Origin of the sequence: Shewanella sp. ECSMB14102 (genome assembly GCF_000813075.1) — a bacterium.
GTDB classification, from domain to species: domain Bacteria; phylum Pseudomonadota; class Gammaproteobacteria; order Enterobacterales; family Shewanellaceae; genus Shewanella; species Shewanella indica.
Map to the genome: position 1 here is coordinate 46,905 of NZ_JWGX01000016.1, position 16,493 is coordinate 63,397.

Consider the following 16,493-nt stretch of genomic DNA (forward strand, 5'->3'; position numbering starts at 1 on the left):
CTGACACAGAATGATATTATACTGGCCGGGTTTGTTCGGTGACCGACCGAAAAAAGGCCACTTGGCCAAGATTACTGAGGAGCAAATTATGGTACAGGCAACAGCAAGACATCTACTGGTAAAAACCGAAGCAGAATGCGCCAGCTTGAAACAACAGATTATCGATGGCGCCGATTTTGCCGAGCTGGCCCGTAAACATTCTGCTTGTCCTTCTGGAGCCCAAGGCGGCGAGCTGGGCTCATTTGGCCCGGGAATGATGGTGCGTGAGTTTGATGAAGTGGTGTTCAGCGCGCCGCTCAATGAAGTACAGGGGCCGGTGAAAACGGCTTTTGGTTTTCACCTGCTTGAAGTTACCAGTCGCGGTTAAGCTGTAAGAGTTTAAGCAAGTGATAGAAATCTATACCGATAGACTCAGGCTCAGGACTCTGAAGGAGCAAGATTGGCCGGCGTTTCTGGCACTGCATTGCGATCCTGAGGTGGGCCGCTTTGTTAGAGATCCCGAACCCGAACCACTGCTCAAAGCCAAGTTTGAGCAGCGAAGCCAGCCTTGGCGTTATGAGTCCGGCGACTGGCTGACGCTGGTGATTGAAGAATTGGGCAGTGACAGCTTTGTCGGCTTGACCGGCTTTTACTGCGTCGATCCTGAGCTGGCGCAGGCCGAGGTGGGTTACCTGTTGCATCCAGATATGCAGGGGAAGGGCTATGCCACTGAGTCGCTGCGCGGGGTAATAGATTGGGGCTGTTTGAGCTTCAATATTCATAAGTTCATCGGTCACTGCGCCAATGATAATTTGGCTTCGGCCAAGGTCATGGAGAAGTGCGGCTTCGAGCTTGAGGGAATATTGCGGCACAACTTCCGTATCGGCGATCTTTGGGTGGATGACAGGGCCTATGGCCTGCTCAGTGATGAGCGTCGTTGACTTCTCTCCCCCAAGCGGATGCTTGCTGCTATAATCCGCCCCAAATAGAGTCAATTCCAGCAAGGCAAGGTCACAGTGACACAGAAAATGAGCGAATTCACCCTCAATAGCGGCGATGAGTATATTGAGCTTTATAAGGTGCTGAAGGCAGAAGGCATGACCAGTGCCGGCGCTGAGGCCAAGCATGTGATTGCCGAAGGGCTGGTGCTGGTCAATAACGAAGTTGAAACCCGCAAGCGCAAGAAATTGCTGCCGGGCGATCTGGTCAGCTTCAACGGCGAAACGGTTAAAATAGTGGCGGCGCAATAAGCGCAAGGGGAACAGAATGCAATTTCCAGATGATGACAACGGCAAGATGCTGCAGGCAATGCAGGAGTCGGGTATCGACCTGAGCAAGCCTTTGGATGTGGACTTTTTCCTGGTGTTTGATGATCAGCGCGACGCTGAATCGGCATTGGAAGATTTGAGTCAATCCGAGCAGGCAGGCGAAGTTGAGCTGCAGTTCAACGAAGAGATAGAAAAGTGGGAGCTGATTGTCTGCATCAATATGGTGCCCGAGTATCAGGCATTGGTGGCGCGCGAAACCGAGCTGAACAGCTTTGCCGCCGAGTTTGATGGTATGACAGATGGTTGGGGCGTGATGCAGCATCAGGACGGCGATGACGAGTTTGCCGATGATGACCATGAGTGTGATGAGCACTGCCACCACTGAAGATAAGTGAATTTTCCTAAGCCACCCAAATTTGGGTGGCTTTTTATTCTCTAGCTTTTTATTCTGCCCCCACTGATTGCCAATCTCAGGGAGAGTGATATGGCCAAACACATCAGTTTTGGAACCCCGGTCAACGACGCCGAGCGCTGGGCCTTTAAACTGCTGGGTGATGAGTTACCCAAAGATTATCTGCTGCTGACCAATATTGAGATCCCGACTCAGTCCGGGCAAGCGATGGAGGTGGATGTTCTGGTGGTCGGCGAGTGGGGCGTGTATGTCATCAATACCGCAGCCTGAGCCGCATTTATCACCCCAATGTGGAGCGGGTATTGGCCTTTGGCGAACTTGGCGGCAGCGACCGGGTCTTCATTGCCAGGGCCTGGGAGCGGGGCGTTGCTTTGGATTGCACCGAGATCCAATCGCCGCAACAGGTGATAGGCTGGTTTAGACAGTTGCTGACGGCGCTGCAGTATCTCCACAGATTGGATATCTTCCATCGAGCCATCTGCCCGAAGAATATTATTTGTAATGGCGACCGCGCCGTGCTTTTGAACTTTGGCCTGGGTCAGGACATAGCGGCCAGACACTATGCTGCTCAATATGCCGACCCGGATCTCTGGGCCCTGGAAGGAGATGCTGAACGGGATCTCTACGGTTTGGTGGCCAGTTTTATCGATGTGTTGACCCCTATAGAGCTCAAGGGCGATGCCGGCCCTGCAGGCATGCTCAGGGCCCTCGAGGCTTTTGATCCCCGTTGGTTGGGAGAGTCTTTGTTTGCCATGTGTTACAAGGTGCTGCGCTTAGAGGTCAACCTGGGAGACAATAATGACTATATGCCGCTATTTGGTTTTAACTCATAAGCAGCACAACTACGAGTGACGACTGAATATGAATGCATCATGCACAAACTCACTCGATTTTGGGTAAATGATTATTTTGGGCATGGATGATAAGAAACAAGAAATGTGACGCCTGTGCAATCAAGGTGATTAAGTCATCCAACCAAACTGCATGGTCATAGTGTTGAGCTCCTAATCCAGTCTCTGGCTTTGAGTCTGAGAGGAAGGATGTTTATACCTGTCGTCATTGTAATACCGAAAAATATTGTAATTGGATCTTGAGTTTGCTGATTATCTCGGGAGTTAACATCCACATTACAAATAGCCAAGCTACTACAGGGAGGTTTTATGGCACTTATTTATGAGGTTCAGGTTCGGGGAGCGGCCAAGGTGTTGGTATATGAAGTCAGCTCCCGCGCGGCCGCCGATCTATTGGTTTATCGAGTCGACAGCCGCGGCGCTACGCACAATCAGGATAGTCTCTGGTATCAGGTGGCGAGCCGCTCAATGGCCACGTCACTGATTCATTGGGTCAGCCATCGCAGCGCCGCTGATCTGCTGGTGTATTTTGTCAGCAGCCGCGGAGCCAGCGGTTGGCAAACTCAGCACCCGCTCAAAGGCCGTTTGTAACCCGGCTGCTTTTAAATCCAGGTAAAGAGGACGCCGGGAAGGTGAATACAGACTTTTGGCAACGACGGATGCCCGCGGTCATCAGCTATTGACCGTCAGCTTTTCATCCCGCGCCGGCCGACCTTTGAAAGCCCGTTAAAGACGTTTTACTGACAAGGATTTCCATGAGATTTGTATTTTTGCTTTGTGCCTTGCTGTCTCTGACTGTATTGGCCGAAGAGCAGCGTTTTACACTTGCGGCCGGGCTTATCGATGAAGCCGTGACAGTTCAGATTGCTTTGCCCGAGAGTTATCGACATTCAGACAGTTTTCACTACCCCTTGCTGTTGGTACTTGATGGTTCGACCCAGTTTCATCATGTGGCATCCAGCGTCGGCTTTTTGAGCACATACGCCATAGTGCCGGAAATGATAGTGGTGGGCATAAGCACCCGCGACAGACTCAAGTACTTTACTCCCACAGAGCCGGAAGATTTCGCCGCAAGGGCGGGAAAGGCTGATGTTTATAACCGTTTTATCGCAGAGGAACTGCTGCCTGCATTGAGTGAACGTTACCGTCTGGCGCCTTACCGGACGATATTTGGCCACTCTTTGGCCGGGCTTTACAGCAGTTATCAGGCGCTCGGTCCGGCGTCTTCCTTCAATGCCGCGATAGCCATTAGTCCCAGCCTCTGGTGGGACGATGGCACCTTGATTACAGATTATGACAAATACCAGGCTCGCGAGCGCAAAGCGCCCATGCGCTGGTTTCTCAGTATGGCGAGTGAGCCAGGCGAGATGGCGCAGGCCTTTGACGCCATGCTGCAAAAACTGGAAACCAAGAAGCCGTCAAAGCTACAGGTTTTCAATGCCCGTTTTGCCCGAGAAACCCACGACAGCACTCCCTTGATTGGCAATGTCGAGGGGCTTAAAGCCATCTTCAGTGGCTGGAACGCGGTACCACAAGTCGATGTGATGTCGCTGCAACAACTGCTGGCGTTCTACAGGGGAAAAACTGCCGAGTATGGCTATACCTTTCCGTTGTCGGCACATCAATTCAACGTATACGGCCTAAAGGCCGCCTATGAGGGCCAAACTACCTGGGGCGTTGCCATATTGGAGCAAGGAGTAGAGAAATTCGCTCGCTCGGAAATCCTTTGGGACAGCCTGGCAACGGCCTATACGCTTAACCAACAGCTCGATAAGGCAATGGCGGCGTCTATCAAGGCGCTGCAATTGGCCAGGCTGCATGATTCGGTTTTTCTCGAAGAGATTATGGCTCAGAACCGGGCGCTTGAGCAAAAACTGAGTCAGCCCTAACTCAGGTCTTTTACCTACCAGGCCCGGGATTTCCCGGAGAAGATTTACACCTGTTATGAGAGGAATGCCGTGTTTCGTGGATTAAATGAGATAAAACAACATATTGAAGAAGGCAATCTGGACTATTTGCGCCAGCATATGCCGAAAGCCTGGTCCCAATATATGTTCAGGATAGAGAAAGACCCGGCCGGGCTTGAGATCATCTCTTATCTCAGGGCGAACGCCGTTATCAAGGACTATCAAATCTATTACCTTATGTATTGCCGTGTGACGTATTATTCCGAGCCGAAGCAGTTTACGCCGCTATTTGACATCATCAAAGTCAACGGCCCGGATGGCAGCTTGGTCGAAGACGACCCTGAACATCTTTACCGGCTGTGTCACGATGTTTATCTCGGTTTTATTAGCGCGTTTATTTCAGTGGGTGGCCGCTTGGACCATAACCGGTTGTTGGCATTGGTCTTTGCAGGAGAGTCTGACGCTTACGCCATTTTTAATTTTCTACTGCCCAGATACGCCTTCTCCCATAAGGCACTGGCTACGGCGGCGGCCTGTTTGTTTTACAATGAATACCATTTGAATGGAGCCGGTGAACAGGCTTTGGCAGCCTTGCTGAGTCGGGGCATAGCGTTGGATTACTGCTTTGATGATGACAGTGAATTCGGCGAATATGCTTGCTTGGCGGCATTGATCTTCGGTCACAACCCAAAAAGGTTTAACCAGCTGTATGCCGATGGTGTCGAGCAGGCGCTTGTCGACAGTTTCGATTGGTCGTTCCTGCTTACCGAGCATGAACTGACTCTTGAGCATATTGAAGCCCTTAAGCTGTTGTCCCTCAGCGCTACGTTACCCATAGATGAGATTGGCGAGTGCCTGTTAGAAAGAGAAGATGAAGCACTGCTGGCTGCTTTTGACTCCCTGCGCTGATGTCTTGGGCTGAAGAACTTTATCAATCACGGCGCGAATGGCCGTTGAGGCTGTGAGCGGGAAACTCAGGGTGTTGTAAGAAGTTGCCGACTTTCAAGGAGCGAAAAAGTATGAATCTACTGCTGCTCAGTAATCACCAAAGCGCAAGAGGCCGTGAGGCGCTTGCGTTTGTTATTGAGGCTCTGGGGCTTAAAGGGCAAGCGGGTGGTTACATAGGTTCAGAGCCTGATCCCGAGGGGGATTTCTACCGGCCAACACAGGCGTTTTATCAAGGCCTTGGCATAGGTCTCAACACCTACCTGGATTTTGAACAGGGTTTTAACAACACTGTGATGTAGAGGTTACTGGATAAGCCTTTAGTGCATCTCTCGGGCGGGGATACTTACCGTTTTTTACATGGCTTGCATAGTCGCAATCAACAGCAGAATCTCAAGAGTTATGCTGCATCCGGACATCTCTTGGTTGGTGTCAGTGCCGGCGCCATGCTGCTGACTGCCAACATAGAAACCGCGGCGCTTTGTGGTGACAGCAATACAGTAGGCCTTGAAAACCTGAAGGCGCTGGGCTTGGCCGACCTTTTATTTGTGCCCCATGTGGTTCATTCGCAGAGCCGAGACCAATCCCATGGCCTCAGCCAAAAACGGCGTGCAAAGCAATTGGCAGAGCGGCATGGTTTGCCCGTTTATCTCTGCTCGGATGAAGACGCGCTGGCCATTATTGATGGCTATCTTCACAGTTTTGGCGCGTCGGAGATCATCCTGCCAGAGGCTATCGCCTGAGCCCTGCAGTGCAGCAGTGCCTGTTCATCGGGATGACAAATCCCATTTATTGGGGTAGTTTGAACATTATTGATGGCTTATGCCAACAAGGCCTTAAGGAAGCAAGGCATCACCCAAGAGGAAGCAAGGATGGCAGCAGAACTGATCAAATCGTCAATGACTACAGTGCAGAACGGAGTGGCCAAAGCCGATGGCAAGATTTCTTTGACCGGCAATGAACTCAAGTTTGTGCCTTTCAATCAGCAACTGGGGCTGGGGCCCTACACTCTCAAGCGAGATGATATCTGCGCGGTAGAAAAGTGTCTGGCTACTGGCGGCGGTATTTTTCCTATATCGGCAGATGCGCTGCGGATCATTCTCAATGATGGCAAACGCTATGAGTTTATTCTGGCAGATACCTCAGAGTGGCTTACGCTGCTGTAATTTTGTGCCTCTTTCGGCAAAAGCGGCATAATCGGGAGCTGAGTATGAGAGTACTGGCGATGGCTCAAGGGCAATGGTATTTGTTGGAGCATGAAGGGCAGCTATATCTGGACGTGCTTTGCCGACATAACAACCGCTTTATGGTCCAGCTCAATGAGCGGGAAGTGGCAGAGTATCGCCGCTCCGGCAATGCCTTTCTTAAACAACAAGCCCGTGATATTCAATATGCAGTACCTATTCGCAAGGGGACTCGCTGCGGTTTCCAAGGGCGGGATCAGCGTCGTCAACTGGGGGAGTTGGCCAATACCGCGGAATGTGAATGGCTGGCGGCTAAAGAAGCTGAGCAGTGACCAACGGAGGCACAGCTTCAAAAAAATTTTTATAAGGAAAGCCGTGCAAGCAGTATTTAAGCAAACCGAGGGTGATTACCTCTAAGCCGTTATTGAAGTGGCGGGGCAGCCGCTTACTGTGATGGATGAATTCGGTGGTGACAGCCTGACTTATGGTGGAGGGCTTTGTTATCGGAAGATGTTTCCGGAAAAATACTGATACTGTCGCAGCGATTTTTGGGCGCTGTGTATAAGCCGGTGCGTCTCTCGGGATTGCAATCATGCTATCAAAGGCCGCATAATCGAAGCCGGCCTTATCCAGGTCTCATATCTATACCTAGGTGCCTTAAGGCTTTCAAATCAAGGTCACGGAAAACCCAAGGTTTTGTGACAGTTATTCTGATAGGAAAAGGAATTTTACCTCAATGCTTCTGCAATCTTTTATCGACCATCTGCCACCCGGCGCAGATATCAAATCAGTATCGGCGCCAACTCTTGCCAAATATCAGGACCATTTGCCCGAGTGCTTATTGGAACTGTGGCAACAACATGGCTTTGGCCACTATGGTGATGGTTTAATCCAACTTATTGATCCGGATGAATACCTGGACAATCTCTGGGGCTGGCTGATGTTGGATGAAGACATGAGTCGCATCCCGTTCGCTATCAGCTGTTTTGGCGACATTTTTTATTATCGGCTCCTGAGCGATGAAGGGGATGAAGATATCGCTTTTATCGATCCCCACACTTCACAGACAGATGTGCTCACCTGGAACATGGAAGACTTCTTCAACGACTGGTGTTGTGACGATGAAGTGCAAACCAGCTTCTTCAGGAAGAGGGAACTTCAACAAGTCAGCGACCAGCAAGGCAGGCTGCAGCCAAACCAGATCTACTTTTACACCCCGGCACTGCGTCTCGGGGGTGAACCAGCTATTGATAAGACTCAAAGAGGCGATGCCAGAGTGCAACTGGACTTCTTGCTGCAGTTGGCTCTGGAAGCCTAGCCGCGAAACCAGGATGAGAAATTGAACCGGGCTGTGGTCATAGTTTACTGCCTGGTCTGATACGCTCGGCAAGCTGGTTTTATCGGCGACAAGACGGAGCGCCATGAACGTATGCTGGTTGGCCGCCGGGCTTATCTTTATTTACGGTTTGTTGCGGATTCTGGGACAAGGCTCAGGCGGCGCCGAAACCATCATGACAGGTTTGGGTGTGGCGTTGCTGCTGTTTTATAGCCTGATCATTAACTTATTTGCCGCGCCATATCTGTTTTTTGGTGCCGCTCGGCAAGTGGGATCCAATCAGGCTTTGAGCACAAAGCGGCATATTGGAGAAGTGAGCCAAGCAGAGTGAGTTCTTATGTTTGCCCATCTGTTTCGAAAACAAAAAATAAAGCAATATGCCCGTAGGCTATCCAGGGATTTGCTAAAGCATTATGGCAAGAAGAGATATTACTCCAGAAATCAGCTGGAAAGGGCTTTAATCAGACAAAAGCTCAGGCGTCCTCCCAGAGCCTGTGATAGTCATGGCGGTATTTCGACCAACGAATATTATGCCTATGCCATGTACTGCTCACCGGCCGAATTTTCCCGCATTTCGATGCAAACCTCCATAACTCAAGGTTCCAGTGAGCCGGACTATGGTCAACTGAGAAGGGAAGCTGCGGAGGTTATCTTTGGTCGGCCACAGGATTTTACGGTCGCTAGCCTGCATGAGGCCAGTGCCGGCCATAGTGCAGCGGAAACCGCCGCTGCGGATCCGGGGTGTGATTCTGGCAGTGATTAAGCTGAAAGTGAGCGAGTTGGCCGTGGGTGCTTGACCTTTGTTTCTGCGATGACCACTCCTGGCTGACAGGCGATCTCCGGTCAGCGCTGTAAATCGGGCAAAAGGGTTGGAAGCTTATACTCAGGGAGAGGGAATGCCGGAACTATTGATCCAGTTTGTGCTGGGTTTTGCACTGCTGACGGGCGTTTTGGGCTGGTTTGCCTTGATGTTTGCTTCGCTGCCCGGCGCCGAACTGCATCGCAGTTTGTCGATGCGTCTGGTGCGAGGATTGTTCTACAGCTATCCCCTTTGGGTGTTGGTGCCGCTATATCAGCTTAAATACACCATGGTAGCAAGCTCAATGGGTTTGCTTTGGGGGATAGTTCCAATGCTGCCTTTGCTGTTAGTCTGGTTGATATTTACCCTTCAGGGGCGGGAGCTTAAACGGCGGCAACAATTAAAAGCGGTATCAAAGCCCAGAACCAAACAGGAGTAGAAGGGCAAACATGGCTAAACCAGAGGCTGTTAATGCTCAAGTGATACCCATGGCCCATTGATACCGCAAGATTGACCAAATAATCAAGGAGGTTTAGATGGTGACTATCGCTGAGCTGCAAGCTTTTATCGAACGCGAGCTGCCACAGAGCGATATTGTGATTGAACATCTGGGAGATAAGTCGGCCAGAGTGCGTAAGCCGATAACTCAGGCGCACCTGCGCCCCGGCGGTACTGTCTCAGGGCCGGCCATGATGGAGTTGGCCGATATTGCCATCTATATCGCCTTGTTGGCGGAAATAGGCATAGTGCCTCTGGCGGTAACTACCAACCTGAATATCAACTTCCTGCGTAAACCCAGCGCCGAGTGTGACATAGTTGCCGATTGTAGGCTGCTGAAACTGGGTAAATCATTGGCGATTGCCGAAGTGTCTGTGTTTTCAGATGGACACAGCGAAGTTGTGGCTCATGCCGTGGGCACTTATTCCATTCCGCCGACGAACTAGCCCCTAACTCCATTCAAAAATTGTTGCTGCCCTTGTGATTCGATCCTTCCAGGGGCTTGGGCCCTACTCAATGCCGAACTCGGTAACTGTGATGTATCGTTTTTTGGGCCTTCGGCATCCAGGGAGTATCTGCAGCCTGGCCAAGTGCATGCTGTAAAACTATGCCTACTTCATGTGGTTTGCGGCTCAGTCATGAACCGGCTTTGAAGCCGTAACCCTTTGTCAAAGGGGCTTCAATAAAATTAAAAAGGCTCCCTTGGGAGCCTTTGGGCTTATCTAAGGTTAAAACTGGTAGGTGACAGAGACCCCAAAGTTACGGGGATCGACTATTGCCGCATAGCCATCCGGGTAGTTACGGGCAGCCGGAGAGCGACTCAACACGGCTTTCTCATCAAAGGCGTTGTTGACGAAGGCGTTGAAGATCCAGTTGTCTGTCTCATAATTGAGCGACATACGTGCCAGCACATAGTCACCGGCAACTCGTTCCTCCGTGTTCTCAAAGTCACCATAGTACTCACCGACATAGTTGGCGGAGACACTCAAGGTAAGCTGATCTGTCAGCCAATACTGGGCACCGAGATTGGCGGTCATTGAGGGGGCCGAATCCAGTTCATTGCCCTTGGCAGAAGCATAACCTTCTCCCGGTTCCTTGATTTCCGAACTCAACAGCCCAAGGCCGCCGTGCAGGCGCAGATCCCGGGTCACCATGGCTGAGGCTTCAAACTCGGCACCATAGGTAATCACCTTGTCCATGTTGATAACCCGTCTGGCAGAGCCAGTGGCCTGATATCCGTCGTAGTCGTTGTAGAACAGGTTGGCGCTCAGGTTGATATTACCGCCATCCAGGCTGGTTCTCAGCCCAAGTTCATAGGCGTTAACGTACTCTTCATCGTAGAAGTAGAACTCATTTTCCGGGAAGCCTATCGCCGCACCGGCGGCGTTGTAGCCACGGCGACCGCTTAAGGAGACTGTGGTCTCGGCATTGATATCGTACTGCAATACCAGCTTGGGCAACTTGATGGTCTTACTGTTGTCCAGGGTATCTTCTATGGGCGTTTGCGGCTGCTTCATCCAGAAATTACGCAGCTGGGATTCCCGTTCAACCCTGCCTCCGGCGGTGATCCTGAAGTCATCGGTGACGTTATAGGTAAATTCGCCGAAAACCGCCTTGGAGTCACTATTGTCGTCGCCGCGATAAACCGTACCGCCGCTACTGTTGAAGTCTTGATCGCGCTTGAAATAGTAGAGGCCGATAAAGCCGCTGTAAAGCTCGCTGTTAAGGCCAAAATGCAGCTTGGTTTCAGCCGTGGTGTTGGACTCCTCCATACTCACCACTTGCTCGGTAGCAGGATCCTTGTCATAGGTATCCATCACCCAGTGGTAGTTCATTCTGGCCAGCAAGAAGTCGACCGAAAAATTGTCACCGATCCTGTAGTCCAGCTTGATGCTGCCGGTATCTGATTCAGTGTCCATGTTTCTGGGGTTGATGGGCTGATACTTAAAGGGATCGTCACCACTGAAGTATTGCCGTCCCGTGTTGCCGCGCTCATGGTTTTTGGCATAGCTGAGCATGGCCTTGAGGCCGTCAATGGCTGCGGGCTCCCACAGGAGTTTGGCTCTTATTCTGTCTGTGTTGAGCTTATTCAGATCAAAGCCCGGCGGGTTAGCTTCATGGATAATCGGGTTGGCGTAAGTTTCACCATCGGTATGCTGCGCCGATAGGCGAAAGGCCAGTTCATCCTCAATCAAAGGGCCGGAGATGGCGGCGGCCGAGTCTATATATTGGCTCTCACTGCGGTAACCCACCCGAGCGGCACCCTGCCAGTCAAAAGTCGGATCCTTGGTCTTGATAAACATGGCGCCACCTATGCTGTTGCGGCCATTACTGGTGGATTGGGGACCGCGAAACACTTCAATTTGCTCTATGTCCCACATGCCGGTATCGCCGGTCAAATCCGCCATAAAAGGTTCTGCCACACCATCGGTTATGGTTGATACCCGGGTCTTGGCGCCGCCGGAAACCCCACTAAAGCCGGTGGCGGCGCCGTTACCGGAAATCCCGCGGATATTGGGCATCTGCCCTGACAGCACTACCAGGTTGGGTATTTCTGAGATGGCGTCATGCACCGACAGGTATTGCAGCGTCTTAAGCTGCTCCTCGGTGATGACAGATACAGATGAACTCACGTCTTTCAATGATTTCTCTGTCTTTTCCCCCAAAACGACAATTTTTTCGATTGATTGATTTCCGCGCTCGACAGCATCGTCGGCAAAGGCCGGTGATGCCAGCATAGCGAGCAGCAGGGCATTGAGCTTAAATTTATAGCTAGGCATGAGTATCTGTCCTGATTAACAAATGAAGCGAATGAGCAAATAAGCGTTAAGTGGGGGACAAAGTTATAGACCTATAAATACGATCGCAAGTGATAATTGTTATCATTTGATAAAATGTGATCGAATGCCGGAATACCTTTTGTAACCGGGACAAAATGGATACACCAAATGAGCTGTTGCAGACGAAAGGATAGATGGAGCAAGTATCTGAGCGCTCACAAGGTGAGTTGTCAGAGTTAAGTTTGCTCTTGGAGGGAAAATACGAACAAAAGGCTTGCTGTCGCTTTGATAATCAGGCCTTTGCAATTGTTCGGGCGCAGTTGAAGTTTACGGCTACTTGAAAGCCACACTCCGGATAAGTGAGCATGGCTTACCTGAGGGGTTATAGTCGTTTGGCGCCCGAACTCCATTTCCGGCCAAGCCCAAGGAAAACAGACAGTTATTAAACCGTCTGCTCGGTCTTGGGCGCGAGTTTGTGCCGTTTATGCCTTGATTGTTTATCATTGGGAGGCCGGTTCTTTAACGGTTTTCCCATTGGTCTTTTGGGTGAATGTGTCGCTTTTTTGCCCGTAGCTTGTCTTGGGCTTTTGCCGTCGGCATCCGGTTTTCTTCGTAATCGGCAATGTTTGGGAATTCTGGCTATCACTTCGGCAAACAGGTTTCTGTGTTTCCCGGCGGCGCCCGGGCGACTCAGAAACTCGAGATCGCCGAAGAAGAGCAAGCTTTGCTTGGCGCGGGAGCAGGCCACATTGAGTCGTTTCCAGTCGAGAATAAAACGCAGGTTGCCCTGGGTTCGCACCGTAGAATAACAGACTATCTCATCTTCGCTGCCTTGAAAGCTGTCCACCGTATTGATGCGGATATTGAACTGACCCAACCGATATTCGCCACTTGCCGCGGGCGATGATAACTCGCTCATCAGGGCACGGATCAGTCGTTTCTGGGCGCCATAGGGGGTGATGACGGCGATGCCCAGAGGCGTGGCAGGCTGATGAGTCACCCGGCTCTCAGTGGTGTTCCCCCGGTGGTTATTTTTGTCTGCCAGGTTCTTGATAAAGGTGACTATCGCCTCGGCTTCTTCGCGATTGTACTTACTGGTGCCTTCTTGTTGCTGTTGACCGGCGACATCTTTCCAAATCAAGGTGTGCGGCAGGACGAAGTCTTGTTCATTCAGTTGTCGGCCGTTGAACAGTTGTCGCTCACCATTGGGGCTGTAAAAGAGCTCGGCGACCAGATCGCCTATCTTTTCCGGCATTCGGAACTGTTCAGCCAAAAAGCTTTTGCTTGTGGGCGGCAATTGATCATAGAGGCCTTCAAAGAAACTGGTTTCCAGGAAACATTCGTTCAAAAAGGGCAATTCGTCATTGGCTTCATCTGTCTGCAGTAGCGGCGCAACGCTGGGAGGCAGTTGGAAATGATCGCCTATCAGTATCACCTTGCGGGCTCTGAGCAGAGGGATCATGAGTTCGGGTACAGTGGAGCGACCTGCTTCATCAATGATGACGAGGTCGAACCTGAGCTGATCTATGCTTTGACGTCTGGAGGCGAGCCCAACGCAAGTTGCGCCAACCAGATTATGATCTGCCAGTAACATCCAGTTGAGCTCTTTATCAAGCCTTTGTTGTTCCTGCTCTGTGCCCAAAACGCCGTACAGCCAACGGTGAGCCAGCTCAGGCAAAGGTTCGGCTTCGGTTGTACAGGCCAGGGCACTGCGGCGACTTCGCTGTTCAAAGTCATTCAGTTTTTGTTTAATGGTGTAGTCACTGAGCTTGCCACTGACCTTGTCATCGGCCCCAATTCTCAATAGCCGCACCTCTTGCTTTTCCAGCAAGGCTTGGTGTAAATCAATAAAGCGTGCCAGGGCGTTGTCTACCGCCGCATGTTGCTGCGATACCAATAATACCCGGGTCTCTGGACGATGGTGGAAAATCTGATGCAGCATCTCCACTATGCAAGTGGTCTTGGCGGTACCCGGCGGCCCCTGGATCAGAGCAAGATGCTGCTCACTGAGTGCTGTGCGGATAACCTGTTTCTGGCGTTCGGTCAGTTGGGTATTTTGCCAGCAAAGATCTTCACGCAATCTGTGTTGCCAGAATGGGTCCTGTTGCGGCGTATAGCTGCCCGGTGCCAGAAGTATCTGCTTCAGCCTGGGCTCAACCAAGGCATCGTTACGAAATGCATCCAAAGCCGCTTGTTGTCGCTGCAGCGCTTCGTCAAATAACTTGAGACTGAGCCGCAGGCTGGTTTTTGTTGCACCGACTTGAGTGGATTGCAGCTCTTGTGCCCATTTTTGCGGTAGCCTCAGCTGCAAACTACCGGAATCGATAGTCACTTCCAGGCGGTTTTGTTGCCGGGCGGGAAGGGGATTGAGCCAGACAAATTCGCCTGCAGCGGTTTCGCCCCAGTATTCGAGGGTGCAACGAGGCGAAAAACCACTGCTTTGCTGCGCTTTGAACCCGGCTTTGAAATTTGTCAGCAGCTGGTGCTGACTGTCATCGACTATAAAGTGCAGCAGTAAGTCCTGATCTTGCTCCTGCAGTTTGTCGGCCCGTCCCAGCAAGGTGATATCCAACTGCGCCTGCTGATAATCGAGCACGCTTTGCCACTGACCCAGCATCTTCAGTTGTGCCATCCGCGCCTGGCTGTCGGCTTCACTGCTGCTCAAGTGATTGATAAAGGCGACAAGGGCACTGATACCATCCGGATTGGCCAGCACACTGGACTCAAGAGCACTGTCTGCAGGGATCAACATAAAGGGCAGTTCATACCCCTGACCTCTGTCTTCAAAGTCTTCGACATCGCTGACCCGCAAACAGGCTTGCTTGGTATCAATTTGGCAGTTTAGCGCCAGAGTGTGGCGGGCCAGTCGCAAGTCACCACTGTCCTGTTCCATATCTGAATGGAGCAAGCGCCAGGGAGTTGGATCATCCGCCCGCAGCGCCATGAGCTCTTGCTCAGAAAACAGCTCCGAAGGCAGGTAAAGATAGAGTGAGCCTTCATCTGTGCCGCCGAGTTCGGCCGTGTCCAGCATATTGAGTTGAATTCTTCCCCGGGATTGCTGCTGGCCGGGACTGGCATCCAGCGTCAGGTTGTAAAGCTCAGGCCAAGCCTGTATCTGTTGGCCCGGCAACAGTTCCAACAAGGGGTTGGGAGTCATTTGCCTTGGCAGAAAGGCGGATATGGCCTTGCCTTGGGTATGGGCCAGATAGCCTTTGGCTACCCGGCGTTCAATTTCAAATGCCATTGGCCTGGCCGCCATTATCGCCTCTACCCAGGCGACACCTCTGGCGACACAGGCATAGAATAACCGGGTGCCATTCTTGCCGCTGCGTTGGTGAGTTATTTGCAATGGAATGGCTTGTGGATCGTCATAGCTGAAAAACAGCTTGCGCTGCAGGTCGTTGCTCCAGCCCTGCAAGCCCAGGTTATTGCCAAGATGCAGCCTGCTGTTGAAGGGCAGGTCTCTATCCAGTTCATCTTGCTCTACCAGCACCACTTTTCCGACATAGAGCCATTCTGCGGGTAAGGTCGGGCTCGGTGGCGTAAGCTCATCCAGGCGTTTTTTGAGTTCAGATACTGAAGGCTCGGTGTCGAGCGTATCCCGCACGGCTTTGAGTTGTGCCAGATACCAGTCGAGATAGTCTTTGTAGGCAACCAGGCGGCTGCGGGCATCTTCTACCTGACAATAACTTTGCTGCAGTGCCCGGCGCCGATAGGGGCTGAGCCCCTCATCATTGAGCTCTGTGGCTATTTGCTCGGGTAACAGTTGGAGTTCGGCGTCTATCAGACTGACCTTATTCAGCAGCTCATGATATTGAGCTTCCATTTTGGAGCAGAGTTGCTGCAGCGACTGACTCAACTGTAGAGCTTGCTGCCTGTCGTGCTCTGCCGCCATGCTGTTATAACGCCGATTGAGAGCGTCTATGTCTCCGCGCAACTCGTCGTGGCGCTGATGCTCTTTAGCTGTGGCTCTATCGAACAACCAAGCGGTCGCAGTTGCTGTGACAGTAACCCCTATGCCTATGATGATGGCTGGCAGCACTCAATAAACTCCTGGATTAAAGGTTTGGCAATTTATGCAGCAGTTGCAGCAGCTGATATTCTTCATCGCTGGCTTCACCCAAACTCACCTTACGGCGCAAAATCTCAATCGTCTGCTCGCGACTTTGATGATCCTGCTGCCAGCGTTGGTGGGCCTGTTCATTGAGTTGATGTTCATTGTCGGCCTTGAGCCTGTCGAGGGCGATTTCCTGACAGCGCTCCTGATGTTTGAGTTGTGCCTGACGTAATTCGTTGTCGGACAGCTCTATCTCTTTTAATGCTTCGGCTTTTACTCTTTCAGTTTCCGCTCTGGCAGTTTCCAGTTGGTTGTAACTCTGATAAGCACTGACCGCTTCTTTGGCTAGTGCAACGACTTCTGCGCCGCTTAGCTCCGGGGTTTTGCTTTGTGCTTTGGCTGGGGACTTGGTGCCAATACGGCTGGGAGTTTTCATTTGTGTATGCCCTCTGAACTTCAATAGCCCTGATTTAGGTG

21 protein-coding genes are annotated in these 16,493 nt (G+C 51.5%); 18 read left to right on the top strand and 3 right to left on the bottom strand.

The genetic code is table 11. The annotated features are described in order from the left end of the window. Nucleotides 1-88: 88 nt before the first annotated feature. The 18 genes from RC73_RS06820 to RC73_RS06900 all read left to right on the top strand — a co-directional run bounded on the left by RC73_RS06820 (nt 89) and on the right by RC73_RS06900 (nt 9,625). Nucleotides 89-367 (top strand): peptidylprolyl isomerase, encoded by a 279-nt coding sequence (locus RC73_RS06820; RefSeq protein WP_039034012.1) that lies wholly within the window; start codon nt 89-91, stop codon nt 365-367. Between the two features lie 19 nt (nt 368-386). Further along, entirely contained in the window at nt 387-920 is a 534-nt protein-coding gene (locus RC73_RS06825; RefSeq protein WP_039033946.1) for a GNAT family N-acetyltransferase, read from the top strand. 87 nt (nt 921-1,007) lie between these two features. Continuing rightward, nucleotides 1,008-1,229 carry an RNA-binding S4 domain-containing protein gene (locus RC73_RS06830; protein WP_037475159.1) on the top strand — a complete coding sequence of 74 codons (222 nt, stop codon included), beginning with the start codon at nt 1,008-1,010 and terminating at the stop codon, nt 1,227-1,229. A 16-nt stretch (nt 1,230-1,245) separates the two neighbouring features. Then, complete coding sequence (locus tag RC73_RS06835; RefSeq protein WP_025011246.1) at nt 1,246-1,632, top strand: ribonuclease E inhibitor RraB; 387 nt, start codon at nt 1,246-1,248, stop codon at nt 1,630-1,632. A gap of 99 nt (nt 1,633-1,731) precedes the next feature. Then, entirely contained in the window at nt 1,732-1,929 is a 198-nt protein-coding gene (locus tag RC73_RS06840; RefSeq protein WP_039033947.1) for a nuclease-related domain-containing protein, read from the top strand. Continuing rightward, nucleotides 1,896-2,492: a protein kinase gene (locus RC73_RS06845; RefSeq protein WP_152608421.1), complete on the top strand. Its 597-nt coding sequence runs from the start codon at nt 1,896-1,898 to the stop codon at nt 2,490-2,492. Before RC73_RS06840 ends, RC73_RS06845 begins: the two co-directional genes overlap by 34 nt. Nucleotides 2,493-2,819: 327 nt before the next feature. Next, nucleotides 2,820-3,101 (top strand): DUF6150 family protein, encoded by a 282-nt coding sequence (locus RC73_RS06850; RefSeq protein ID WP_039033949.1) that lies wholly within the window; start codon nt 2,820-2,822, stop codon nt 3,099-3,101. A 164-nt stretch (nt 3,102-3,265) separates the two neighbouring features. Continuing rightward, nucleotides 3,266-4,399 carry an alpha/beta hydrolase gene (locus tag RC73_RS06855; RefSeq protein WP_039033950.1) on the top strand — a complete coding sequence of 378 codons (1,134 nt, stop codon included), beginning with the start codon at nt 3,266-3,268 and terminating at the stop codon, nt 4,397-4,399. 69 nt (nt 4,400-4,468) lie between these two features. Beyond that, nucleotides 4,469-5,326: a hypothetical protein gene (locus RC73_RS06860; RefSeq protein WP_039033951.1), complete on the top strand. Its 858-nt coding sequence runs from the start codon at nt 4,469-4,471 to the stop codon at nt 5,324-5,326. A 110-nt stretch (nt 5,327-5,436) separates the two neighbouring features. Beyond that, nucleotides 5,437-5,664, top strand: a complete 228-nt coding sequence (locus RC73_RS19820; RefSeq protein WP_052248041.1) for a hypothetical protein — start codon at nt 5,437-5,439, stop codon at nt 5,662-5,664. Between the two features lie 6 nt (nt 5,665-5,670). Further along, complete coding sequence (locus RC73_RS19825; protein ID WP_082014272.1) at nt 5,671-6,105, top strand: Type 1 glutamine amidotransferase-like domain-containing protein; 435 nt, start codon at nt 5,671-5,673, stop codon at nt 6,103-6,105. Between the two features lie 129 nt (nt 6,106-6,234). Further along, nucleotides 6,235-6,528, top strand: coding sequence for a hypothetical protein (locus RC73_RS06870; protein WP_039034013.1), 294 nt, complete (start codon nt 6,235-6,237; stop codon nt 6,526-6,528). A gap of 44 nt (nt 6,529-6,572) precedes the next feature. Continuing rightward, the gene (locus RC73_RS06875) at nt 6,573-6,878 is read left to right on the top strand and encodes a hypothetical protein (RefSeq protein WP_039033952.1); all 306 of its coding nucleotides are present in this window, start codon (nt 6,573-6,575) and stop codon (nt 6,876-6,878) included. A 404-nt stretch (nt 6,879-7,282) separates the two neighbouring features. Next, nucleotides 7,283-7,864, top strand: coding sequence for a GAD-like domain-containing protein (locus RC73_RS06880; protein ID WP_039033953.1), 582 nt, complete (start codon nt 7,283-7,285; stop codon nt 7,862-7,864). Between the two features lie 103 nt (nt 7,865-7,967). Next, nucleotides 7,968-8,213 carry a hypothetical protein gene (locus RC73_RS06885; RefSeq protein ID WP_039033954.1) on the top strand — a complete coding sequence of 82 codons (246 nt, stop codon included), beginning with the start codon at nt 7,968-7,970 and terminating at the stop codon, nt 8,211-8,213. A 6-nt stretch (nt 8,214-8,219) separates the two neighbouring features. After that, on the top strand, nt 8,220-8,645 hold the full coding sequence (locus tag RC73_RS21420; protein WP_039033955.1) for a DUF6559 family protein: 426 nt from the start codon (nt 8,220-8,222) through the stop codon (nt 8,643-8,645). A 133-nt stretch (nt 8,646-8,778) separates the two neighbouring features. Next, entirely contained in the window at nt 8,779-9,120 is a 342-nt protein-coding gene (locus RC73_RS06895) for a hypothetical protein (protein WP_039033956.1), read from the top strand. A gap of 97 nt (nt 9,121-9,217) precedes the next feature. Continuing rightward, entirely contained in the window at nt 9,218-9,625 is a 408-nt protein-coding gene (locus RC73_RS06900; protein WP_039033957.1) for a PaaI family thioesterase, read from the top strand. A gap of 282 nt (nt 9,626-9,907) precedes the next feature. Here the strand turns inward: RC73_RS06900 and RC73_RS06905 are convergent, their stop codons facing one another. The 3 genes from RC73_RS06905 to RC73_RS06915 form a co-directional block, all read right to left on the bottom strand. After that, nucleotides 9,908-11,959, bottom strand: a complete 2,052-nt coding sequence (locus RC73_RS06905) for a TonB-dependent receptor (RefSeq protein ID WP_039033958.1) — start codon at nt 11,957-11,959, stop codon at nt 9,908-9,910. 442 nt (nt 11,960-12,401) lie between these two features. Further along, nucleotides 12,402-16,001, bottom strand: coding sequence for a DEAD/DEAH box helicase (locus tag RC73_RS19830; protein WP_052248043.1), 3,600 nt, complete (start codon nt 15,999-16,001; stop codon nt 12,402-12,404). A 16-nt stretch (nt 16,002-16,017) separates the two neighbouring features. Next, nucleotides 16,018-16,452, bottom strand: a complete 435-nt coding sequence (locus tag RC73_RS06915) for a hypothetical protein (protein ID WP_039033959.1) — start codon at nt 16,450-16,452, stop codon at nt 16,018-16,020. Nucleotides 16,453-16,493: the final 41 nt, after the last annotated feature.